The 23,212-nt window shown below is 55.0% G+C and carries 22 protein-coding genes and 1 pseudogene; 11 read left to right on the top strand and 12 right to left on the bottom strand.

The window, feature by feature from the left end; all coding sequences use genetic code 11:
- Positions 1-47 precede the first annotated feature (47 nt).
- Positions 48-614: pseudogene (locus KHQ09_RS18420) on the bottom strand (IS6 family transposase); the annotation flags it as partial.
- A 79-nt stretch (positions 615-693) separates the two neighbouring features.
- Between KHQ09_RS18420 and KHQ09_RS18415 the strand changes: the two are divergent.
- On the top strand, positions 694-2,391 hold the full coding sequence (locus KHQ09_RS18415) for an FAD/NAD(P)-binding protein (protein WP_238481766.1): 1,698 nt from the start codon (positions 694-696) through the stop codon (positions 2,389-2,391).
- On the opposite strand, the gene KHQ09_RS18410 is transcribed toward KHQ09_RS18415, so the two are convergent.
- Positions 2,376-3,104 carry an MOSC domain-containing protein gene (locus tag KHQ09_RS18410; RefSeq protein ID WP_213630891.1) on the bottom strand — a complete coding sequence of 243 codons (729 nt, stop codon included), beginning with the start codon at positions 3,102-3,104 and terminating at the stop codon, positions 2,376-2,378. The genes KHQ09_RS18415 and KHQ09_RS18410 overlap by 16 nt on opposite strands.
- A gap of 378 nt (positions 3,105-3,482) precedes the next feature.
- Positions 3,483-4,340, bottom strand: a complete 858-nt coding sequence (locus KHQ09_RS18405) for a helix-turn-helix transcriptional regulator (RefSeq protein ID WP_213630890.1) — start codon at positions 4,338-4,340, stop codon at positions 3,483-3,485.
- Between the two features lie 188 nt (positions 4,341-4,528).
- On the opposite strand from KHQ09_RS18405, the gene KHQ09_RS18400 reads away from it, so the two are divergent.
- From KHQ09_RS18400 to KHQ09_RS18385, 4 genes are read left to right on the top strand one after another with little or no spacing between them, the layout of a single operon-like run.
- Positions 4,529-7,975, top strand: a complete 3,447-nt coding sequence (locus KHQ09_RS18400; protein ID WP_213630889.1) for a response regulator — start codon at positions 4,529-4,531, stop codon at positions 7,973-7,975.
- Positions 7,972-8,805: a CheR family methyltransferase gene (locus KHQ09_RS18395; protein WP_213630888.1), complete on the top strand. Its 834-nt coding sequence runs from the start codon at positions 7,972-7,974 to the stop codon at positions 8,803-8,805. Before KHQ09_RS18400 ends, KHQ09_RS18395 begins: the two co-directional genes overlap by 4 nt.
- Positions 8,802-9,380: a chemotaxis protein CheB gene (locus tag KHQ09_RS18390; protein WP_213630887.1), complete on the top strand. Its 579-nt coding sequence runs from the start codon at positions 8,802-8,804 to the stop codon at positions 9,378-9,380. The genes KHQ09_RS18395 and KHQ09_RS18390 overlap by 4 nt, the downstream gene beginning before the upstream one ends.
- On the top strand, positions 9,370-10,512 hold the full coding sequence (locus tag KHQ09_RS18385) for a hybrid sensor histidine kinase/response regulator (protein WP_213630886.1): 1,143 nt from the start codon (positions 9,370-9,372) through the stop codon (positions 10,510-10,512). Before KHQ09_RS18390 ends, KHQ09_RS18385 begins: the two co-directional genes overlap by 11 nt.
- 271 nt (positions 10,513-10,783) lie before the next feature.
- On the opposite strand, the gene KHQ09_RS18380 is transcribed toward KHQ09_RS18385, so the two are convergent.
- The 4 genes from KHQ09_RS18380 to KHQ09_RS18370 form a co-directional block, all read right to left on the bottom strand.
- On the bottom strand, positions 10,784-10,930 hold the full coding sequence (locus tag KHQ09_RS18380) for a hypothetical protein (RefSeq protein WP_235972571.1): 147 nt from the start codon (positions 10,928-10,930) through the stop codon (positions 10,784-10,786).
- A 2-nt stretch (positions 10,931-10,932) separates the two neighbouring features.
- Positions 10,933-11,193, bottom strand: a complete 261-nt coding sequence (locus tag KHQ09_RS18635) for a divalent metal cation transporter (protein WP_274387376.1) — start codon at positions 11,191-11,193, stop codon at positions 10,933-10,935.
- A gap of 29 nt (positions 11,194-11,222) precedes the next feature.
- Complete coding sequence (locus tag KHQ09_RS18630; protein WP_274387375.1) at positions 11,223-11,783, bottom strand: NRAMP family divalent metal transporter; 561 nt, start codon at positions 11,781-11,783, stop codon at positions 11,223-11,225.
- A gap of 275 nt (positions 11,784-12,058) precedes the next feature.
- Positions 12,059-12,313 (bottom strand): hypothetical protein, encoded by a 255-nt coding sequence (locus tag KHQ09_RS18370; protein WP_235972570.1) that lies wholly within the window; start codon positions 12,311-12,313, stop codon positions 12,059-12,061.
- 657 nt (positions 12,314-12,970) lie between these two features.
- On the opposite strand from KHQ09_RS18370, the gene KHQ09_RS18365 reads away from it, so the two are divergent.
- Positions 12,971-14,109, top strand: a protein-coding gene (locus tag KHQ09_RS18365) for an IS3 family transposase (protein WP_213630885.1) whose coding sequence is annotated in 2 segments (ribosomal slippage) — positions 12,971-13,214 and positions 13,214-14,109 — 1,140 coding nt in all. Because the reading frame shifts where the segments join, the coding sequence is not laid out codon by codon here.
- A gap of 301 nt (positions 14,110-14,410) precedes the next feature.
- On the opposite strand, the gene KHQ09_RS18360 is transcribed toward KHQ09_RS18365, so the two are convergent.
- Together KHQ09_RS18360 and KHQ09_RS18355 are read right to left on the bottom strand one after the other, a co-directional pair.
- On the bottom strand, positions 14,411-15,433 hold the full coding sequence (locus tag KHQ09_RS18360; RefSeq protein WP_213599350.1) for an IS110 family RNA-guided transposase: 1,023 nt from the start codon (positions 15,431-15,433) through the stop codon (positions 14,411-14,413).
- Positions 15,434-15,507: 74 nt separating this feature from the next.
- On the bottom strand, positions 15,508-15,693 hold the full coding sequence (locus KHQ09_RS18355; RefSeq protein WP_213630884.1) for a hypothetical protein: 186 nt from the start codon (positions 15,691-15,693) through the stop codon (positions 15,508-15,510).
- Positions 15,694-15,845: 152 nt separating this feature from the next.
- Between KHQ09_RS18355 and KHQ09_RS18350 the strand changes: the two genes are divergently transcribed.
- From KHQ09_RS18350 to KHQ09_RS18335, 4 genes are all read left to right on the top strand, one after another.
- Positions 15,846-16,217, top strand: coding sequence for a YsnF/AvaK domain-containing protein (locus tag KHQ09_RS18350; protein ID WP_213630883.1), 372 nt, complete (start codon positions 15,846-15,848; stop codon positions 16,215-16,217).
- A 32-nt stretch (positions 16,218-16,249) separates the two neighbouring features.
- Positions 16,250-17,104, top strand: coding sequence for a YsnF/AvaK domain-containing protein (locus tag KHQ09_RS18345; RefSeq protein WP_213630882.1), 855 nt, complete (start codon positions 16,250-16,252; stop codon positions 17,102-17,104).
- A gap of 141 nt (positions 17,105-17,245) precedes the next feature.
- Positions 17,246-18,157 carry a PhnA-like protein gene (locus KHQ09_RS18340; RefSeq protein WP_213630881.1) on the top strand — a complete coding sequence of 304 codons (912 nt, stop codon included), beginning with the start codon at positions 17,246-17,248 and terminating at the stop codon, positions 18,155-18,157.
- 107 nt (positions 18,158-18,264) lie between these two features.
- Entirely contained in the window at positions 18,265-19,245 is a 981-nt protein-coding gene (locus KHQ09_RS18335) for a L,D-transpeptidase family protein (RefSeq protein WP_213630880.1), read from the top strand.
- Here KHQ09_RS18335 and KHQ09_RS18330 read toward each other — a convergent pair.
- The 3 genes from KHQ09_RS18330 to KHQ09_RS18320 form a co-directional block, all read right to left on the bottom strand.
- Entirely contained in the window at positions 19,235-19,441 is a 207-nt protein-coding gene (locus KHQ09_RS18330; RefSeq protein WP_213630879.1) for a hypothetical protein, read from the bottom strand. The genes KHQ09_RS18335 and KHQ09_RS18330 overlap by 11 nt on opposite strands.
- A 525-nt stretch (positions 19,442-19,966) precedes the next feature.
- Entirely contained in the window at positions 19,967-20,668 is a 702-nt protein-coding gene (locus tag KHQ09_RS18325) for an IS6 family transposase (protein WP_109366704.1), read from the bottom strand.
- 70 nt (positions 20,669-20,738) lie between these two features.
- Positions 20,739-21,206: a helix-turn-helix transcriptional regulator gene (locus KHQ09_RS18320; RefSeq protein WP_213600391.1), complete on the bottom strand. Its 468-nt coding sequence runs from the start codon at positions 21,204-21,206 to the stop codon at positions 20,739-20,741.
- 689 nt (positions 21,207-21,895) lie between these two features.
- On the opposite strand from KHQ09_RS18320, the gene repC reads away from it, so the two are divergent.
- Positions 21,896-23,149, top strand: a complete 1,254-nt coding sequence (repC, locus tag KHQ09_RS18315) for a plasmid replication protein RepC (RefSeq protein WP_213600390.1) — start codon at positions 21,896-21,898, stop codon at positions 23,147-23,149.
- The last annotated feature ends 63 nt before the right edge of the window (positions 23,150-23,212 follow it).

Below are 23,212 nucleotides of genomic sequence, written 5' to 3'. Positions count from 1 at the left end.
TGCCAAGTTGTTTGAATAGGGCTTTGAGCAGCTTTCGCCTGTGTTTATCAAGCGGTCATTTCGGTCGTGTAGTCACGCCATAATGCAAATGCATCGGTACGTGCATGGCGGTAGGAGATAGCAGTGAGATTATAGCGGCGAGGACGGAAGATGGTGTTGATTTGATCGTGTGCTGACAAGAAGCGTTGGGCTTGACGAGGCGATTTGAACCGCCCCATGATTTTCTCCCGTTTTCGGCTCAGGCGGTGCGAATTTTCAATTCTGTTGTTCAGGCCTTTATGAGCACGATGATCGGCATCTGGCGCGATTTTTTGTACTGGCTTGGTATAGCTGCGCAGCTTATCCGTCACAACGACACGTGGTTGACCGTATTGCCGGATCAGTCTGGTGAAAAAACGCTTGGCAGCCTTTGTGTTACGGCGTGTTTGAACCAGAATATCAAGAACATCGCCATCTGCGTCAATGGCCCGCCAAAGCCAATACTTCTTTCCCCCAATCGTGATGACGACCTCATCAATGTGCCATTTGTCGTTTGGCTTTGGTCGATCCCTGCGGATACAGTCCGCAAAATGACGACCAAAGCGATTAATCCAGAGGCGAAGCCTAGTTCGCGCGGGCGCATGAGGGCGGGAACAATTTCAAGGGTGGAACATTCCCTGACAGCCGTGCGAGATTGTTCGCCGGACATAGGATATGTCCATGCTTCCACGAATTGCGATCATCGGCACGGGTCCAACCGGCCTCTACACGTTCAAACAACTGATCGGCTCGACCGTTCCCCTGTCGATCACCCTTTATGAAGCAGAGGGCGAACCGGGCAAGGGCACGCCCTATCACCCCGACATGAACGACCCGGCGATGCTCTCCAACATTCCGAGCATCGAGTTGCCCGCCTTCACCGAAACGCTGGCCGACTGGCTGCGGCGGCAGAATGACGACACGCTGATGCGCCACGGCATCCGCCGCGAAGCGATCGACGAGCGCGAATTCTACCCGCGCCTGGTACTTGGCGACTATATGCAGGCACAGTTCGAGCGCATGCTGGCGGTGGCCGCCGAGCGTGGTCATGAGGTCACCGTGCTCGCTCACCACAAGGTGGTGGATATCGAGATCCAGGACGATGCGATCCGCCTGCGGGTGTCCAATCCCGATGGGGAGAGTGACGCGAGTTTCGGCCATGTGGTGATGGCGACCGGTCACAACTGGCCGGACAGCACGGAAATCCGTCCCGGTTATTTCGTTTCGCCCTGGCCGGCGACCGTTTTGAAGTCGATCCGCAATGAACCCGTCGGCATTCTCGGCACGTCGCTGAGCGGCATCGACGCCCTGATGACCGTCGCTACGGCGCATGGCATGTTTTACAGCGACGCGGCCGGCGATCTGCAATATCAGCCGGCTGCCGGAACAGAGGAGTTTCGCGCGACGCTGATGTCCCGCAAGGGCATCCTGCCGGAGGCTGACTTCTACTGCCCGCTGCCCTATATGGAGCCGCAGGTTTGCACCGATCAGGCGATCGACGCCCTGATCGCGACGGGCCGGCATGATCTCCTGGACGAGGTCTTCGATCTCTTCCGCCGCGAAATCGTTGCCGCCGACCCGGATTATGCCGCCCGCATCGGCCTGTCGCAATTAACCGTCGAGACATTTGCCGCCGCCTACTACGCCGACCGGACCGAGAGCGATCCCTTCGTCTGGGCGGCGAAGAACCTCGCCGAGGCCGAAGACAACAGGGTAAAGCGCTACACCGTGCCGTGGCGCTATGCGATCCTGATCACCCACGAGATCGTCGCGCGCGTCATTCCGCATCTGGACGAGAAAGACCTCAAGCGCTTCCATGGGCATTTCAAGGGCATCTTCATCGACGACTATGCAACCGTGCCGCTGATGTCGATCCGCCGTCTGCTTGCGCTGTCGCGTGCGGCTAAGCTGTCGATCCTGCGGCTCGGCGAAGACTACACGATCCGCACGGCCGAGGACGGTCTGGAGCGGGGCGCGGAGGTCGAAGTGTCAGGCATGGTGCATCGCTTCGGGGCCTTCATCGATGCGACAGGCCAGGAAACGCTATCGGCGACGGATCTCCCCTTTCCGACGCTGGTCGATCAGGGAGGCGTGCGCGAAGCCGCGACACCCAAGGTCGAGGCGATCATGTCGCTCAACCGGGACCCCGATATGGTGCGCACCGGCGGCATCGATGTCGATGAGTTCTATCGCCCTCGTCTCGGCCTGATGTCGGAAGGCCGGCTCTATTGCGCAGCGATCGCCTTCCTGCTGCACAAGGAGCCCTTCGTTCAGGGAATCACCAGTGCCCGGGATATCGGCGAAACCGTCGGTCGGGCAATCCTGAAAGATATCTCTGAGGCGGAGATGCCGCTCTTTCAGATCTCGGCGTAAACCGCATCACCGACGCTGATCGTCGCGCCCTCGGTGGGCGTGGCATAGACGCCGAGATTGCGTTTGTTGTGGCGCATAATCCCGCGCAGCACATCGGGCTCTTCCGCCATGCCGGGCTGTGCCACGAGCGTCATGCCACAGCGGCGCGACGCCTCGGTGACGCGGATATCCGCATCTCCGATCCGCACGGTATGATCGACCCACTCATTCTCGATGAAACCTTCGCCTTCTTCCGTTTCGATCAGCACGGAGGGCCGGAACCGTCTTCCGTCCAGCGGCGGAAGGCCGGTCACCGCGGCGAGCGCCTCCGTCGAAGCCGTCGTCACAAGGTGAAGCGGCGCCGGCTTGTAACGGTTGGAGACGACGGGGAAGCGATAATCGCCAGACCCGACGAGCCCAACCGCGACCGGGAAGCCGAAATGCACCGCCAGACGGTCAGGCAGTGCGCCGTCATCGAGCGCATGCTCGGCGCCGTCGGCGAAGCGCAGCACCGGAAGCCCGAAGGGCGGTTGCGAGGCGGTGATGAAGAGGGCGGGACGCCAGCGCGTTTCCTTCTCGGGGGCGGCGGCGAGGCCGGTTTCCGGATCGAACAGCGCGAACCGTCGGTCGCCTGCGATGCCCTCAGGCGACACGGTGATCGAGGCGAGCGTCTCCCCGCCAAGAGAACTCACCGGATAGCGCCAGACTTCCCGCACTCGACCGATTTTTCGCATAGTTGTTCCTTCATTCACCAATATTCAATATCCACCGAACACGGCTTGATGTTCCAGAAAACTGGGACCCGGGACTAGTTTGCAATCTTTTTGCGAAGATTGATGCAGCAACTTAACGCCTTTCTACAGATCTTGATTCGGACTGCCCAAACGGGGATTTTTGAAGGTTGGCTGACGCCAACTTGTTTGCCAGCGTTCCAAGCCGGTCCGCGCGGTTTGGTAGGGCCGATTGTGAGATACTCATTTCAGTTCTCGTCTAGCCACGATTGGCCAGAGAGAGTTCGCAGAGTTCCTAGCTGCGAAGCAGGCGCAGGCGCAGGCAGACATTCTGCTCTTATTGGGCGAACTATTGAAGCGCGCGAAGCCTTCAGTGACGACCTACATCCGGTCCCTGAACTCTTTCACACTCATACCAACCCATGATTTGAAAGTCCTTTGGAAATACGCGCTATCCTGAAAGCCCAGGCTGCTGGCGATTTCGTCGATGGGCAGTTCCCCTGCGGCCAAGAGCAATCGTGCCCTTTCCATTCGACGTCGAAGCACGTGCTGGTATGGGGTCTCTCCAGTGGACGCCTTGAAGGCCCTGCTGAAATGGAACCGACTTAGGCCCGCGAGTGCAGCAAGGCTCGATAGGCTGAGATCTGAGCCAAGGTTCTCCTCGATAAACTCGTCGATCAGAGCCAGAGGCGCTCTGTCAAGGGGCGGCGGCTGTCTCAATGCCGGCATTGTTGCTTTGTGGATCGCCAAGATCGTGATCAGGCCCAATGCTTCTTCGTATAGAGCATCAGAATGATCTCGCTTTAGCAGGCCGGGCCATTGGCGCAGGTATCCCGCGACTTCGTCGCTTCGGTAATAAACCTTTTCATCGACATGTTCGGCGAAGCGAGTGTCCAGCTCCTGCCGGATAGCTGCCGGATCAAAATAGATAGCTGCGAACGAGTTGTTCCGCCTTTGGAGTTCGGACCAGCCAGTGACGCGTGCACCCCGCGGGACATAAGTCAGCGTGTGGCGGAGGTCACGGCGGTTGTCCTCCAATCCATCCCCTGCACGTATGCCCCCATCTTCCAGGACAATGTCATGGTAGGCGCAAAAATGGAGGTCGCTCGTCCAGTCGTAACTGAAAGCAGCACCCAACTCTGGTTGAAGGTACTCCACCGTGAAGCCGCTGAGCTTCCTTGCGTGACGTTGCGGCGAATGGGCCAACCCCTGAAGGGCAAGCAACTCATTTCGTTCCATTTTTAGCGTAATCTTGCTTTCCTCATAAAATTATTGCTACCTAGCGCTCTATTCAAGTTGACGTGATCGGCGGGATTGGGTGGGACACAGGAACCACACGTTTCGCGACCCCGCTAGCCAACTCCCAGCTCCGATACCGTCACTCTTACGTGATCACATCATCTGATAAAGTATTTAGAGACCTTCTGATGCACAGAAAAACATCCGCACTGACAGGCAACAAAATGCTCGGTCTGGAGCGAAGCGCTCTTATCGGCGCAGTTACCGCGATCTTCTTTTTCGTCATCAGCACCGCGCTAACCGTTTACACAGTCCAGAACGTCAGAGACAGCAATGCGAGAGTGACGCAAACGCATGGCCTTGTGGTGGCACTCGACCTGCTTCTGATCGACATACAGGATGCAGAAACGGCACTACGTGGGTTTCTCCTGACCTCTGAGCAGGCTTATCTCTCGCCCTATCACCGTGCACTTCCCCAGGTTCAGAGCCGTATGGAAACGATCAGCTCGGCCGCCACGGCCGAGATGCGCGAACGTGGGAGTATCGAGGAACTCCGGGCGTTTGTCTTGTCCAAGCTCGAAGTCATGGCGCAAACACTGGAGGTCTTCGAGACACGAGGAGCGGCCGACGCGTTGACCCTGGTGAAATCAGACCGCGGCCGCAGCGATATGGACGGTATCCGCAACGTCATCTCCCAACTGCGCAATGAAGCTGGTGAAGAGCGGAGCCAGCGCCTCGAGGAGATGGATGCATCCTACATTATCGCCTGGGCGAGCGCGCTAGCTTCGGGGGTGCTTGGCATTGTCCTGACCCTCGCGATCTCCGCACTTGTGCGAAAATCCACTCTGGAGCAGCAGCGCGAGCAGTGGCTGAGGGATGCACAACTCGGCTTAGCTGCATCTGTCGTCGGTGAGCAGCCGATCGGAGAACTTGGCGAAAACATCCTGGGCTTCCTGACAAACTATCTCGGTGCCGTGGCAGGTGCCATTTATGTCGAAAATGCCGGCCGCTTTCATCGCATGGCCGCGCACGGTGTGCCGTCGGACGTGACCCTGCCCGCAAGCTTCGGCCAAAACGACAGCCTGTTCGGCCATGTATTGCGGGATCACCGTCCGATCGCGGTTGGCGAGGTTCCGGATGGCTACATCAACTTCGGTTCCGCTCTTGGACAGCAGAAGCCCCGTTACCTCGCCTTGGCGCCTGCGATCGTCGAAGGCGACACCAGAGGCGTTTTCGAACTCGGCTTCCTCACTCCTATCAGCGATCAGACTTTGGTGCTCCTCGAACAGGTTTCAGAGCTGATTGCCGTCGCCATCCGTTCGGCGGAATTCAGAACCCGCCTCCAGGCTCTTTTGGAAGAAACCCAGCGTCAGTCGGAAGAACTGCAGGTCCAGGGCGAGGAACTGCGCGTTTCCAACGAGGAGCTGGAAGAACAAGGACGCGCACTTCGCGAACAACAGAGCCGCCTGGAACAGCAGCAGGCAGAACTCGAACAGACCAACTCGCAGCTCGAGGAGCAAGCGGAAGAACTGGAACGGCAGCGGGACGATCTTGAACGGTCGAAAGACGCCATCGAGGCCAAGGCGAAGGAAGTGGAACTTGCCAGCCGCTACAAATCGGACTTTCTCGCGAATATGTCGCATGAGCTACGAACACCGCTGAATTCGTCGCTGATCCTTGCCAAACTCCTGGCTGACAATTCCGAGGGCAATCTGACGGCCCAACAGGTCCAGTTCGCCCAGACCATCCAGTCATCTGGCAATGATCTGTTGAACCTGATCAATGACATCCTGGACCTGTCCAAGATCGAGGCGGGACATGTGGAGATCAATGCGGAAGCGGTGTCCATCGAGAGGACCGTCACTGGGCTTCGTCACATGTTTGAACCGCTCGCAACCAACAAAGGCCTGCAGTTCAACGTCTCGGTCGAGGCGGGCGTGCCCGCAGTCATCCAAACCGATCCGCAGCGCCTTGAGCAGGTTTTCAAGAACCTCTTGGCGAATGCGCTGAAGTTCACCGAAAACGGCAGCGTCTCGCTGAGTGTTGGCGCCCGCAATAACAATCAGGTCGCCTTTTCGATCCAGGACACGGGTATCGGAATTGCAGACGAGCAGCAAAAGCGGATCTTTGAAGCCTTTCATCAGGCGGACAGCACCATCAGCCGCAAGTTCGGCGGCACTGGGCTTGGTCTGTCGATTTCTCGCGAACTGGTGCGCTTGCTTGGAGGCCGCTTCCAGCTTCAAAGCCAGCTTGGCGAGGGCAGCACGTTCACCGTCATCATCCCGGCCGAGTTCGACAGTGCGCTGGTCCAGGCTCCGAAACAGGATCGTGCCCCGCCCGTCGCGTCCGCTGCAGAACCCGTCTTCCGCACGGAGGCAGAGATCACTGCACAAAAGCCGAAGGCAGTCGCTATCGTCGATGACGACCGTGCAGCATCCGAGGCAACGGCCCGCAAGCTGCTGATTGTCGAGGACGATCAATCCTTTGCACTCATCCTGCGCGATCTCGCCCGTGAGCTGAAGTTCCAGGCGCTCGTAGCCGGAACCGCTCAAGAAGCCCTGGAACTCGCCCATCAATATCTGCCGAACGCGATCCTGCTCGATGTCGGTCTTCCTGACCAATCCGGCCTTTCGGTGCTTGACCGCCTGAAGCGTGACGTACGGACGCGCCATATTCCGATCCACATCCTCTCCGCCGAAGACTACTCCGACAGGGCTCTCTCCTTGGGCGCCGTCGGCTATGCGCTCAAGCCCGTACAACGCGATCACCTGGTGTCGATGATCGAGTCCTTAGGCGCGAAGGCCGAACAAACGCTGCGGCGCGTGTTGATCGTTGAAGACAACGCCGTTCAAAGGGACGCTCTGTCGAAACTCCTGTCGTCGCATGATGTCGAAACGGTGGGGGCCGGGACTGCGGCAGAGTGCATCTCGTTGCTGGCCGAACAGACCTTTGACTGCATGGTGCTGGATCTATCGTTACCGGACACGTCCGGCTTTGCACTTCTGGAAACGTTGAGCGAAGCAGGCATGTATTCCTTCCCACCTGTCATCGTCTACACCGGACGCGTTCTCTCGTCCGAAGAAGAGCAGAGGCTTCGCCGTTACTCGAAATCCATCATCATCAAGGGTGCTAAATCGCCGGAACGGCTGCTCGACGAGGTTACACTCTTCCTGCACCAGGTCGTCTCCGAGCTGCCGGACGAGCAGCAGCAAATGATCCGCAAAGCCCGCAATCGCGATGAACTGCTGGAAGGGCGCCGCATTCTGATCGTCGAGGACGACGTGCGCAACGTCTACGCCCTGACCAACATCCTCGAACCACGCGGGGTGATCGTCGATATCGCCAGAAATGGCGAGGAGGCACTGGAAAAACTGGAGCAATCGATAAGCAACCCAGACGGACGGATCGATCTGGTTTTGATGGATGTAATGATGCCGGTCATGGATGGCCTCACCGCAACCCGCCACATCCGCAAGAATTCAGCATGGCAGAAGTTGCCGATCATCACCTTGACCGCCAAGGCAATGCCTGACGATCAGAAACGCTGCATTGAAGCCGGTGCCAATGACTATATGGCAAAGCCGCTTGACGTCGAAAAGCTTCTGTCTCTCGTGCGCGTCTGGATGCCGCAATGACGGAGACGTTCGAAAAGGTGGAGGATATAGAGATCCGGCTGCTGCTGGAGGCGCTTTATCATCGCTACCACTATGACTTTCGCAGCTACGCCATGTCGTCGATCCGGCGGCGGTTGCGCCAGGCACGCGAACAGTTGGGCTTTGCCACCATCTCAGCCCTGCAGGAGCGCGTCCTTCATCATCCCGAGATGCTTGACGACATGCTCCGCTTCCTTACGGTCCAGGTCAGCGAGATGTTTCGCGACCCGTCCTACTTCGCGGCGATCCGGGAGAAGGTCGTTCCGCATCTTCGCACTTACCCCTCCTTGAAGATCTGGATTGCCGGATGCAGTTCGGGTGAAGAGCTCTATTCCTTTGTCATCCTTTTTCGCGAGGAAGGGCTTGAGGAGCGAACCCTCTTTTATGCGACGGATATTAATCCAGAGGCCCTCGCCCAAGCGGAAGCCGGAATCTATGACATCGAACGGGTCAGATTGTTCACCGAGAACCATCGTGACTCCGGCGGCAAGGGATCTTTGTCTGACTATTACACGACGGGCTACAACCGGTGCATCCTGGACAAAAGCCTGCGGCGCAATGTCGTGTTCTCAGATCATAGTCTTGTGACAGACCAGGTCTTTGGTGAGATGCAATTGGTCTCCTGCCGGAACGTCATGATCTATTTCGATCGGGATCTACAGGACAGGGCTGTCGGTCTTTTCCGGGATGCGCTGCCACGCAACGGCTTTCTCGGTCTGGGCTCGAAGGAAACGCTACGCTTTTCCGCCCACGCCGATGGCTTCCGGGAGTTCGTCCGAGATGAGAAGATCTATCAGAGGATCGGCTCGTGAAGGACAATCCGAACGGTGCGATCATCATCGGCGCCTCTGCAGGGGCGCTTGAAGCGCTGTCCGTGATATTGCCGCCACTACCTGCGACTTATCCATATCCCATCTTCGTCGTGGTGCACTTACCGCCAAACAAACGCAGTGTGCTCGCCGCGATTTTTGACCTCAAATGTCAGCTTCGCGCCATCGAGGCGGAAGACAAAGTGCCCGTGGAAGCCGGGTTCATCTACTTCGCGCCCCCTAATTATCATTTGTCGTTCGAGGGGCGAACGCATGTCGCTTTATCCAGCGAAGAAGAGGTCCTCTTCTCGCGGCCCTCGATCGACGTGGCATTCGAGAGCGCGGCAGACGCCTGGGGCAGCCAACTGACAGCGATTATCCTGACGGGCGCCAATCATGACGGTTCCCAAGGCCTTTCGACCGTCGTTCGTTCTGGCGGAACGGCAATCGTTCAGGATCCGACCGAGGCTTTCACTCGGGCCATGCCCGAAGCTGCTATCCGCGCATGCCCAGGCGCTCAAGTTTTGACCTTGTCCAAGATTTCAACCTATTTGCAGAACATCGAAAATGAACACTGACGTCAAATTTCTCTTGGTTGACGACCTTCCAGAGAACCTGCTTTCTCTGGAAGCTCTGCTACAACGCGACGAGCTGATGCTATTGAAGGCGCGGTCCGGCGATGAGGCTCTCGAACTCCTTCTGCAACATGATGTGGCACTGGCGCTGATCGACGTTCAGATGCCAGGTTTGAACGGCTTCGAGCTTGCCGAACTCATGCGAGGCAATGAGCGGACACGGCGGGTTCCGATCATTTTCGTGACTGCCGGTACCCATACAGCCGAGCGGCGGTTCCAGGGATATGAAGCGGGCGCCGTCGACTTTATTCAAAAACCGATCGAGCCGGATATTCTGCGCAGCAAGGCAGAGATTTTTGCAGAGCTCTATCGTCAGCGTAAAATGATTTCCGAACAGCGCGACCTTCTCGAGGCGCAGACTCGCGCGCTTCAGCTCGCCGACAAGCGAAAGAACGAGTTCATCGGCGTTCTCGTCCATGAACTGCGCAACCCACTCGCCGCTCTCAATGGCGGGCTGAAAATTCTTTCGAGAAAGCCGGATGCTGGCAAGGTGGAGCAGATCCATGGCCTCATGCACCAACAGATGGACCACATAATCAGGCTCGTTGACGACCTGCTCGATGTGTCACGGATAACGCAGGGCAAAATCAATCTCGTTAAGGCTGACTTTGACTTGAGAGATGCCATTCACTCTGCGCTGGACATGGCAGGACAGGCAATCGAGGAGCGAAACCATGCAGTGACCATCAGGGTTCCGGATCAGTCCTGCATGATATCCGCTGACAAGGTTCGGCTGACACAGTGCATTTCAAACCTCGTGAATAATGCCGCAAAATACACGCCAATGGGCGGTCAGATTGAGGTAGCGCTGGAGTTACATCCGCGCACCTATCGCATAAGCGTAACTGACAATGGGCTGGGCCTCACTACCGAGGCCGCTGGCGCAATCTTCAGGATGTTTGAGCAAGTCGAAGAGCATCGGAAGCATGCTCATGGGGGACTTGGGATCGGCCTCGCCCTCGTCAAGCAACTCATGGAGCTACACGGCGGCGATGTTTCGGTATGGAGTGATGGTCCGGGGTTGGGCAGCGTTTTCACGCTTGAGCTACCGATACAGGCAGCGATAGCTCCATAGTGGAGAATGGCTGCTTCCAGGATGTGTTCTGGCGCCCTCGAATGACGGAAATGACGGCGCGTAGCCGCCTGGCAGCTATCTGTGCCGGAATATATCCTTCGGGCCGGAAGGCGAATTTATTCAGCGCACTGAGAGGGGAGAAAGGCGCTCTGCCCTCTCTCCCCCACAAGCACTAAACCCGTCTCCCCATGCTTCGGCCTGCGGCCTGCAGCACCGGCCGCATTTCCATGAAATACGTCTCGGCCCTCCGGGTGGGTGATCCCCCTCCGGTTTAGCGCTTGTCCGGCATCATCGAATACGCAGTCAGGGTACCGGGCTCAGCTTGAACGAGCGCTAACGCCGAGGTCAGGAAATCGGCGACATCGCTCTCCTTTCCGGGCCTGGCCTTCAATGGCACGTACATCGCAAGTTTGGGCATGATCAACTCCTCAATGTAAACCAACAGATCCAGTCCTGCGTTTCGGCGAAGGCATATGCCGCAAAGCCAGCCAGTACCGGGATCGACAGCAATCCGGTTTTAACGATGCCGAGGCTGAACAGGACAAAGGCAAAATTGCCGGCGATCGGCCTTAGCGCTTCGGCGACATCAGCCGCCGACTTGATATCCGTCTTGCCATTAGCGTGCAGTGTCGCAGCCGCACACATCATGATCGCGACAGCGACGATGGTGGAAACGGCCATACCCGCGAGGGTATCAAGCTCGATCCGGTTCAGCTCTTTGGGAGCTTGACGCGGCGCCTCCTCAAGCGGCTTGGCTTCGTCCTGCGATCGATCTCTTCCACCTCCTGGCTCGACTGCCAGAAGAACAAGTACGGACTGATTGTCGTGCCGAGGATCGCAACGACCACGGTGAAACTGTCGTTGTTCAAGGGAAAGGTTGGCCAGACAAATCCTTTCAACGTCGCCATCCAGTCGATCTTTATCACAAACAGGACGGCGATGTAGGCGAACAGGACCAGCGTCAGCCACTTCAGGATGTTGGCATATCGCTCATAGGGAATGAACATCTGCAGCCCTAGTGACAAGAGGGCGAAGAAGATGGTGATCGGCAGGCTCGGCATTCCCGTCGCGAGCTCGACCGACGCACCCATCGCCGCGAGGTTCGCGCCAATATTGATGCAGTTGGCAACGAATAGCAGACAGACCAACCCGGTGACGAGCCATTTCGGCCAGATGGCACCCATGTTGACCGCCAGCCCCGATCCGGTCACGCGGCCAATTCTGGCGCTGACAAGCTGGATTGCCGACATCAGCGGATAAGACAGTAACATGGTCCAGACCATGTTGAAGCAGAACTAGGCGCCGGCCTGGGAGTAGGTTGCGATCCCACTTGGATCGTCGTCGGCGGCTCCATTGGTTAGGCGAGGGCCAAGCTTCTTCAGAACCGAGCCTGATGTCGGACGCGACGTGGCATGCCCGGAAGGGGGCGCGGGTAGCGGGCCGTCAATTGAGGTCTTCACATCAGTCGTCCCGATTAGCGGGTCGCGCCAAAGATCCAGGCGACCGCAGTTGTGAGGGCTACAGCAGTGAGCGGGTTTTCCTTGATTCAGCCGCGAACGCTACTTGTGAAATCCTCGCTTTGCTGGTTCTCAGGAGCGCTGGCTTTGACGCGCTCAGCCTCTTTCGGGTCGGTGCGGCCTGCCGGTACGGACGTTATCGTGTGAGAAACAGGTTCCGACGCGGGAAAGGTATCTTCGAGGCCTTTATCGAAATCGCCCTTGTCCTCCTCTTGCCCCTGTCGTTCCTTCTCCAACTCGTAAGCCTGAACTGCGGGTGAAGAAGATTTGGGATCGTCGGCCATCGGGGCTCTCCAGGATGAGGTGCCAGATAACATCCCGAAACGATAAGTTCCGATGGTGCATCAGCACCGTACCCTGTCGTACATTCTTCTTGTTGACGTCCCCCTCTACTTGTCGCTGTTTTGCTGAGCATTAGTTCATCGTGATGGAAAGATGACGACATTCCACAAAAACGAAACCGCGAGAAGAGCTCCTTGGCGGACAGGAAGCAACGCTTCGACGCAACGCATGACAGCGCCATGGCGTCAATCGAGGCGGAGGCGGAGGAGCGGCGGCTGAAGACCGAGCGCTTGCGCAAGATGCGGCTTCAGTCGGGAAGTTGACGGAATTTACCCGCCTACACACTCTCGCTTGAGCGGCGAAACGTATCGTTGGGGGCAAGGCCTGACCTGACGCATCCGGAAACGCGCCTGAGAATGCAAATCTGACTTTGAGCGGACCAGACGCGTTCTGACATCGCGCTGTCATCTCCCTTCGCTATCTCATCTTCGAATGGAGAAGGTGATGGCAAGAGAACTGGCATCAGACATTGAGGATATCGCGCGGACGATCGCCGAACTCGCTCTCCCGGGAATGCGACCGAAGGATCTCGTAGATGGACTTGTCACGGTTTGGTTCCGCCTCCTTAAATAGACTATTTGTCATTAAGGAGAAGAATTATGGCAGTTTCACACACAGACGATTTCAGACGCGAAGCCGTTCGGATTGCGCTAACGAGTGGTCTTACTCGCCGCCAGGTAGCAACCGATTTGGGTGTCGGCCTTTCCACGTTATCAAAATGGATACAGCGTTCTGGCCCCGAGAATATGCCTCCTGCTGCCGACATTGATTTAGCAAAAGAGAATGAACGGCTGCGTAAGGAGAACCGCCTACTTCTGGAGGAGAGGGAAGTATTAAAAAAGGCCACCGTGTTCTTCGCGAACCAAAGCAAATGAGGTTTGCTTTCGTGGAAGAACACCGTACTCAGTTTCCAGTCCACCGGCTGTGCCAAATTATGGACGTTACATCACGCGGTTATCGTGCCTGGCGCAGACGGCCATTAAGCAAGCGGCAAAGACAGGATATGGTGCTTCTCGCGCATATTCGAGAGCAATATCATCTTAGCCTTAAATCTTATGGTCGGCCTCGTATGACGCAAGAACTCCAGGATATAGGATTATCTGTTGGGCATCGACGCGTTGGTCGTTTGATGCGCCAAAACAACATCTATGCGGTTAGAACCCGCAAGCATAAGGTGACAACTGATAGCAACCATACTTTTAATATAGCACCGAATTTGCTGGATCAGGATTTCTCAGCTGACAAACCTAATCAGAAATGGGCGGGTGACATCAGTTACTTATGGACACGAGAAGGATGGTTATATCTGGCTGTCATAATTGATCTTCACTCACGGCGCGTTGTGGGTTGGGCTGTTAGCGACAGACTGAAACAAGATCTTGCATTACAGGCTTTGAACAGAGCCATTGCTTTGCGCAATCCAAAGCCCGGCTGCATTCATCACACAGACCGCGGCAGTCAATACTGTGCTCATGACTATCAAAGGCGACTGAAGCAGCTCAAATTCCAGGCATCAATGAGTGGAAAAGGAAACTGCTGGGATAATGCTGTGTCAGAAACATTCTTCAAAACACTGAAGGCGGAGCTGATTTGGCGACATGCCTGGCAAACACGTCAGCAGCTGACCGATGCGCTTTTCAAATACATCAATGGATTTTACAATATTCGCAGAAGGCATTCGACGCTCGGAGGAATATCGCCCGCTCAATTCGAACAGATAACCGCCGAAACGAGATAAAGAGGCGGAAATAAAACGGGACATGTGTGGACGGCCTCCGTTTGGCAAGATGTTTTTTGATATTTCTGACAAGCTGGTCGAGTGCAGGCATGTGTCCGGCCTATTGATGCGGCTATAACATGCCGCTGGCCCTGATGAAGTCCGCAGATTGAGTTCCTTACAAGTCCTCGCGCTTTCATACGCAGCCCCGGAATGCGGAGTGTCTCAATCCCGGCTTTTGACCGTTTGTCATCATACCATGAGCATCTCACCTCTTGTTTGTTGCGTTCAGCCTCTGAAGCAACAATGACAAAAATACTTGTTAGATGCGTTGCACACCAAATGTGGAACCGTGCACCATAAGCGCCCAGACAATTCGAGCCATTTTATTGGCTAACGCGACAGCAGCAACCATATAAGGTTTGCGCTCCAAAAGCCCGGCGGCCCATTGTGTCGTTTGAACAGTACTTTTCTTGCGAAAGCGTAAGACGGAATGTGCTCCGAGAACAAGAAGACGCCGTAAATATGGATCACCTTGTTTGGTGATACTCCCCAGCCGGTTCTTTCCTCCCGACGAATTCTGGCGAGGAACCAAACCTATCCATGCCGCAAGCTCCCGGCCCGACTTGAACACTCTAGGATCAGTGATCGTAGCGCTCAGCGCGCTTGCTATTATCGGCCCAATGCCTGGCACGCTTTCCAAGCGTTTGCTCAATTCATTTTGTTTATGCCAAGCATGAATTGATTTCTCCAAGCCTATTATTTCGTTGTGAACTGCTTTCATTTGGCGCACTAACGGCAATAAAGCCATGCGGGCAACTGTTGGTAAGCTCGCATCTTCTTCACATTCGATTACCTCAACAAGTTGCATTGAGCCAACAACGCCTTGGCGGCTAACAAGACCAAGTTCTGCTGCATGAGCACGAATGGCATTAACGATCATAGTACGTTGTCGAATAAGGTGTTCCCGAGCACGGTGGAGCATGATCACGGCCTGTTGTTGTTCGCTCTTTATAGGTACGAAACGCATTGTAGGGCGACTAACAGCTTCGCATATAGCTTCGGCATCTGCCGCATCATTTTTCTGCCGCTTTACATAAGGCTTGACGTAAACTGCTGGCATTAATCGCACATCATGCCCTAATTCCTGCAGCGAGCGCGCCCAATGATGAGCACTGGCGCAAGCCTCCATTCCAATTAGACATCGTGGGATGCGACTGAAGAATGGCAAAACATCGCTTCGTGACAGTTTTCGGCGTAGAATGACACGCTCCTGACTATCAACTCCATGAATTTGAAAAACGTTTTTAGCTAAATCAATTCCTACCGTCGCAAGTTCTGACATAACCGTTCTCCTTGGTGGCTTTTAAAAACAACCACACTATCGCACAAAAGCGGATCAGGAGGCCGTCCACCACATCAAGTCCATGTCGCACCATCGATCAGATTGACGTCGACAAAGGCAACCTCTGCCTTGTCGGCAAGCTCATACGCTTCCTTTGCCGTGGTTGCCGTCCCGATGGCCTCATGCCCGAGCGACAATACCGCCTCTTCGACCGCGCCAGGTAGCAGCCACTGGTCTTCGACGATCAGGATATTCATCATGCTTACCTTTCCTCGTGAGCCACAAAATCACTGCGTCAATACTTTGTTCCGGCCTTGGGCGACTTTGCTCAGCTGGTGACGTGTGACCTTTTTCAAGGAACCAAAGTTGGACTCCGCTCGTTCAATGCTTGTCGCAACAATCTGGAATGCGGATGACCAAGCCTGACGAGAAACTCTCGCTGATCGAAGAACAGCTTGTCATCGACAAGCGCGCCGTCATAGACGGCCGCGTTCGCGTCACCACGAAAACCGAGTTTGTCACCGAGAAAGCGGAAGCACGCCTAGACAGCGAGAATGTCGAGGTCACGCGTGTGGCAATCGGACGTGAAGTGTCAGAAGCGCCGGGTGTTCGCACGGACGGTGACGTGACCATTGTACCTGTGATGGAGGAGGTTCTCGTTGTCGAGAAGCGTCTGATGCTGGTCGAAGAGATCCATATCCGCCGCGTCGCCACCACCGAGGACGTTTCCATTCCGGTCGAACTGCGCAAGCAACGTGCCAGCATCGAGCGCGACGACCCCTGAGCTAATTATCAATCCGAGAAAAGGAGAAACTCATGACCTACAGCGAAACCACATCGTCCTACCGCGCCTCGTCATCGAACACGGTGACGGCCTTCTTCGAAAACCGCAGCGATGCGGACGCCGCCGTCGAACGCCTTGCGGAAGCCGGGATTGCCCGCGACGGCATTCGCGTCGTCGCCGGAAAGGAGTCTACAACCTCGACTGAAGTTGCCTCCGAGCACAAGGGCTTCTGGGAGAAGCTGGAAGACTTCTTCTTTCCCGACGAGGACCGCGCCGTCTATTCCGAAGGTCTTCGCCGCGGTGGCTATCTTGTGACGGTCAGCAACGTCACCGCCGCCTCTTATGACAAGGTTATCGATATCCTCGATGACGAGGGCAGCATCGATCTCGATCAGCGCGCAGAGAGCTGGCGCTCGGAAGGGTGGAACCAGCAGGAGACCGTGAGTTCGTATGGCGCCTCCGCCAATCGTGCCAGCGCAACCGGAACGGCAGCTCTGGAGGCCGGCCGTGAAGAGGTTATCCCGGTGGTCGAGGAAAAGCTTCGCGTCGGCAAGCGTGACCTCAACCATGGCCGCGTGCGTGTCCGTTCTTACGTGGTCGAAAATCCTGTCAGCGAACAGGTATCGCTGCGCGACGAAAACGTCAGCATCGAGCGCCGCGCCGTCGATCGCCCGCTGACTGGAACGGAAAACGCCTTCGTCGACCGCACGATTGAGGCAGAAGAACGTCATGAAGAGGCAGTCGTCTCTAAGGATGCGCGTGTTGTCGAAGAGATCGCACTGCGCAAGACCGCCGAGCAGCGCGAGGAAACCATCAGCGACAGCGTTCGCCGCACCGAGGTGGAAGTCGAAGATGAACGATCCGACAGTGTTGTCCGCAAGGACTAATCAAGGCGGTTCGTTCGATGTAACTGCAGCAGAGACCGGCGATCCCATCGCCGGTCTTTTTTGTATCCTGCTGGACGGGAACCGAACGGCGATTGCGGCGTTAGTATGGCACTCACATTCCCGTGATGAAGAGGATGCACCATGACCGAACCTGTCTCAGTCTACGTGTCGCGCGAAGCGGCTTACGTCGACCCCTCCCTTACAGCCACATTGCACAAGGTGTCTTGGGGCGCGATCTTCGCCGGGGTCGTTCTGGCGCTTGCCGTCCAGTTTCTCCTCAATCTTCTAGGCGTGGGCATTGGCGCCGCCGTGATCGATCCGGCAACCTACGACAACCCGAATGCGAGCACCTTCTCCATTGCCGGTGGCGCGTGGTTCGTTGTGGCCGGTATCATTGCTTCCTTCGTCGGCGGTTATGCCGCCAGCCGCCTTTCCGGACGTCCGAGCCGCTCGACCGGCGGGTATCAGGGCGTAACCACCTGGGCTGTCACCACTCTTGTCATCCTCTACCTGCTGACCACGTCGGTCGGTGCTCTCATCGGCGGAGCGTTCAGTGGTCTGTCCAGCATTGTCGGTGGCGTTGGCCAGACTGCAGCAACCGCTGCCACAGCCGCAGCCCCTGCCCTTGCGACGTCGACAAACCCGATGGCCGGTATCGAGCAACAGATCCGCGATGCGTCTGGCGGCAACGATCCGGCAGCCCTGCGAGATGCCGCCGTTTCGGCGGTCCAGGCTGCGGTGACCGGTGACCAGACGAAGGCTGCGGATGCCCGCAATCGCGCCGCTGATGCGATCGCAAAAGCGCAGAATATCCCGCTCGATCAGGCTCGCACCCAGGTCGAGCAGTACGAGAAGACTTATCGCGACAATGTTGCTGCGGCCAAGCAGCAGGCGCTCGATGCTGCCCAGACAGCAACCAAGGCAGTGTCGGCCGGCGCGATCCTCGGCTTCTTCGCCCTGCTTCTCGGGGCTGTGGCGGCCTGGTTCGGTGGCTCCTACGGCACGAAGAAGGCTTTGCTTCTGGCGGAAACCTCCACTCGCCGCACGATTTGACAAGAAGAAGGCCGCCGGAAAGGGCGGCCTCTTCCTTGCGTAACCTCTATCAAATGAAGCCTCTCCATCCACCGATGTGGAGGCTCTCCCCAATTTATCGGTAGCCCATGCAGAATGCCCTTCGGTACCTTTCACTGACCGCCGCTCTAACGCTCTGTTCCCCAGCCTTTGCAGCGCCGATCGACGCACAAGCCGTCAATACCGCGGCGATCGCGTCCCTTCCGATCGAGGCGCCGGCGGAAAAACAGACCGAGCCCAATCCCGCCATCGTGCATCTGCAGGTCCTGCTCGACCGGGCTGGTTCATCGCCGGGCGTCATCGACGGGTATTTCGGCGACAACCTGACGAAAGCGATCGCCGGCTTCGAGGCGCTTCAACGTCTGCCAGTGGATGGGAAGCTCGATCCCGACGTATTGGGCCGCTTGACCGATGATGCCCCGGCCATCCAGGCCTATGCCATAATTCAGGAAGACAGCAAGGATATCGTCGAGAGCATTCCGAAAGACTATGCCGAACAGGCCAGGATGGAGCATCTCGGCTACACCAGCATTGCGGAGAAGCTGGCCGAGCGGTTCCACATGCATATCGCGCTGATCAAGGCCCTCAATCCGACGGCGGCCTTCAAGCCGGGCGAAACGATCGCTGTCGCCATTCCCGGCGCTGCCAGGACCGGATCGGTCAAGCGGATCGAGGTTCATCGCAAACTGGCGCAGGTTTTCGCTTTTGCTGAAGACAGCTCGCTGCTCGCGGTCTATCCAGCGACAATCGGCAGCGAGGATTCACCCTCTCCAACCGGGACACACAAGGTCAAGGGCGTGTCGCGAATGCCGACGTACACCTACAATCCGAAGATCAATTTCCAGCAGGGCAACAACAAGAAGATCCTTGAACTGCCGAGCGGGCCGAACGGTCCTGTCGGGACAGTCTGGATCGACCTCACCGAACCGACCTACGGGATTCATGGCACGCCTGAACCCGAGCTTATCGGCAAGGTTGGCTCGCATGGATGTGTTCGGCTAGCCAACTGGGACGTCGAGGAACTGGCTGGAATGGTCAAGCCAGGCGTCGTGGTCGAATTTATCGAGTAGGTCCGGCGCACCCCCATTTGAAGACGGTCGAGGCATGAGGCGGGCCCTTAAGCCGATGCCCTTTACAAAAAGGAGAGCGTGTGGCGATCAGGCGGCGGATCTTCTCCTCCGACGAATGGTGCTTGCGCGTCGCGCGGCGGATATCCTTGATCGTCTTCTCGGCCGCCGATGTCTGTGGCACGGTTTTCTGTCTCATCTTCGCTTCCTTTGATAGAGCTACGATGAGCCGAAAATCCTCTCTTCTCAATTAAAACACTTCTGTCTCAAAGGCGCTGATCCGGGACACCTGTTCGGCCCCTGAACATTAAAGGGGCACAGATATACGGTAGACGGATATCGGGGCATTCACCGGTGATTTATATGTGACGCCTTGCTTACGAAGGCCGAGGTGGAATGCGCCGAATCTGAAAGTTGGAAAAGTTGGAAAAGCTACTCCAAGTGCATCATGCCATAGGTGAGGGTATCTGATTAAGCTGAATCCTGCAAAAGTGTAGCAAAAGCCTCGGCTGGTGTCTTAAATCCAAGACACTTGCGCGGCGTTGCATTGAGATGTGAGGTCAGGCTGAAGCGCGACTTTTCGGTTTGAGTTTACGCAAAACGATGTCTGTTTGCGAAGAGTTTCTGCCGAAAGACTTCTGCAGGTGTTTTGTACCCTAAACATTTGCGCGGGTGTTGTCACGTTAAGTTTCTCTGGCCGGAAAGGCCAGGGGCTCGTAGATATTCAGGCGAAACAGGCCGCAATTTTCCATGCATCGAAAGCTTCGAGGCGATGGTAGCGAATTGTGTGTGCGGCTCGGCGACGAGATGGAACAGAGAAACAATTGCGGGTCGCTGAGTGCATGGAGACGAACCGTTGCAACGCTCCAGGTGACCGATGACCTTGCATGGTTCGCTCCCGTTTCCTAAACGGCAGATGGCTATTTTCGGCCCGATTATTGAGGCCCTTGTGCGACCAATGGTCAAGGCCGGGTGCCACTTCTGCCTTTGCTGCACCGTAGGAGCGGAGCTTATCGGTGATGATCCGTTTGGGAGCAAAGCCATAGCGCTTCATTAACGCCACAAGCAATCCCTTTGCCGCCCTTTTATCACGCCGCTTCTGCAAGATTTCTTCGAGAACGGAGCCATGTTGATCCACCGCACGCCAAAGCCAGAATTTTTCTCCAGCGCATTTGACGACCACTTCGTCCAAATACCAAATATCGCCGGGGCGCGCCTGACGCCGCCGCAAGTTGCGTGTGATCTGGGGGCCGAACTTGGCGATCCAACGACGAACTGTCTCGTATGATACGTCGATTCCACGCTCAAGCAGCATTTCCTCAACTTCACGCAGACTAAGGTTGAACCGCAGATAAAGCCACACCGCATGAGCAATAATCTGTGGCGGAAAACGGTGACGCTTGAAGATGATAACTGATGTCTGCATCGCCAAAATTTACGCCCAAACCGTCAGGCAGGCAACTGTAGCCCAGTTAACGTGACAACACCATTATATGTCATTGAGCCTTGTTCTTTGGCAGCGATAGCAGCAAATTAGTACCCCTGATTACATCAAGGCTACTGCCTCGTAAGCGCTTAAAAATTTCACGCATACAGTAACTTTTATCCGGATTTTCACTTAGATATTTAGGTGAAATCAAGATCAGTAGATCCATCAGTTCTATGTGAAGTCGATGGCATATGTTCAGTGTTACCAAAAGCGGTACACCCGTTTCCCCATTTTCAAAGGAACGCAGTGTGTTGAGTGGTATGTTCACAGAGTCAGCCAGTTCCTTTTGACTAATTTCTGCTTCCTTACGGTAAGACCGTATAACAACCCCAACCTGTCGGTTGAAATTGTCGACCTGATCAACATCAACAAAAATCGGAGTTGGGTTTTCTTCCTGGGATGAAAGTTTTTGCAAAACCGAGTTTTTGATTAGGCTTTTGGCATGTGTATCAATTCTACGTAATATACTTGGCATAGCCCATTTTCGTTCCCTACAGACAGCCCGCTCACAACTCACAATAGCGTTATTAAAATCTGTGTCTATTACAAGTATATAATTAATTAGACTAATAGGTAAAATTTGCCCGCAATTTTACGAATTAAATTTCATGACATTATGCGGGAACGAATACATTTTTCTATTGTGTGTTTTTCTTAACAATAAGCGCTCTGAAATTTAGCCTTCATATATTTGACATGCTGAATAAATCAAATCAGTATGCGCTAATGACTAAATATGCCATGTTGTGCATAGATTTTGAGTCGTAAAATCCGTGTTTTGCGTAATGTTATAGGTAAAAAAAGCCAACTATTCGCAATAATCAATTTCAGATGAAATTTATATTATTGAGTAATATCATATAGATAGGTGTTAAATCTGTCATATTTCACTTGGCATTTTTTGCTCAATAGCGTCGATAATATTGCAAAAGTAACCATAACTGAGCTATGTTTTCGCTCAAATTGCGCTCGCGCACATGATTCATATGGAGATTAAATGAGGCCATAAAAGAAAACCGCTCCCGAAGCGAACTCCGAAAGCGGCACAAAATTTCAAGTTGTTAAAAAGAACATAGTTGCCCTTTCCCCAAAAGTCAATAACAAAAGCATCGTTTCGGTGAACGGGAAAGCTTTGTCTGGCCTCACCTTTTTGGAGGTGGGCAGATGTACCCGAACTATACCGCAGGCAGGAAACTGTCAGCTGATCGGCTCAATTTTATACAATTGGCCGAAACGGCAGAACTCGGCCAAGTCAGCCGTTTTAAGCTGCTCGATTTAGCAATCAAACTTCCCTTGCTTGGAACTATCCGAGCTAAGGAAGCCACATTGCTTGCAGCGCTCATTCAGTCGGCAACGCATGACCAATTTAAAGACGGCCAAAAGCCTATTGTCTTTAAATCGAATGCCACGCTTGCCGCTGAACTCGGATATGCACGGCCTGAAACAATCAGCCGTATGTTGTCATGTCTTTATGATGCCGGTCTGATCACAATGAAGGACAGTCCAAATTATAAGCGTCATTCAACGCGCCATATCGGGCAAAATATTATTGATGGATTTGGCATTGATTTAAGAGTGCTGGTTGCTCGATATTACGAGCTGGCGCAGCAAGTCAAAGATATGCAGATTTTACGATCACAGCACCAAGCCGCTGTTAGGTCGTATCGCGCTGCATTGCGCCAATGGAAGAATGCTCTGCCATGTTCGCAACACCTGCCAGCTGCTTTCTTGCAGGCTCAGGAAGCCCATTGTGCAAAGGTAATGCGCATCATTGGAAAGTCTGCATATGCTACGACTGACTATCTGGAACGCGCAGCCGCGATCCTGCACCGACTTACAGAGCGCCTATTCAGCGTAAAGCACGAAAACATATATGTTTTTCAATCTAAAAAGTCATGCACGAATGCGCAAACAGTCACGCACATAGATAATACAAACCCTTATAATTCCAATTGTATTAGTAAGGATGAACGGAGTTCGCCTAACGGCTCACAACAAAATTTAAATGAAGCTGGACAAGCCAGCTTTTCGGCTTTGGAAAAAAGCCAATCGGAAACCTTGAGCCATGACAAGCTAAAATCAGCGCAAAGCCTAGCAATTGACTTATCGCTTGTGCTGAAGGCGACCCCATTTGTGCAAGATATGTTGCCCGAAAATGCAAGCTGGCGCGATTTTGTTGCTATAACCGGCGTAATGGCCGGTATTTGTGGCATTTCAAAATTCGCGCTCGCTCGGTCGCGCAATTTATTATCGGCCGAGTTGATTGCAACGGCGCTCGCAATCACCCTGCAAAAATATGCTGATCAGACCGTGAAATCACCCGGCGCGTATTTCGTGGGTATGCTCAATAAGGCTGAAAACGATGAATTGAGGCTGCAAAATTCGGTTTTTGCGCTGGCAAGCGCAAAGGCGGCGTAAATTTTACAGCGGAAAAAACCTTGTAGTGCCAAAGCTAGTTTCATCCGGAAATATGGGTCATTG

The sequence above is a fragment of the Pseudochrobactrum algeriensis genome, assembly GCF_018436245.1.
In the GTDB taxonomy this organism is placed as follows: Bacteria; Pseudomonadota; Alphaproteobacteria; order Rhizobiales; family Rhizobiaceae; genus Pseudochrobactrum; species Pseudochrobactrum saccharolyticum.
Note: the sequence above shows the minus strand (reverse complement) of the source record. Positions and strands in the feature narration are given on the sequence as shown.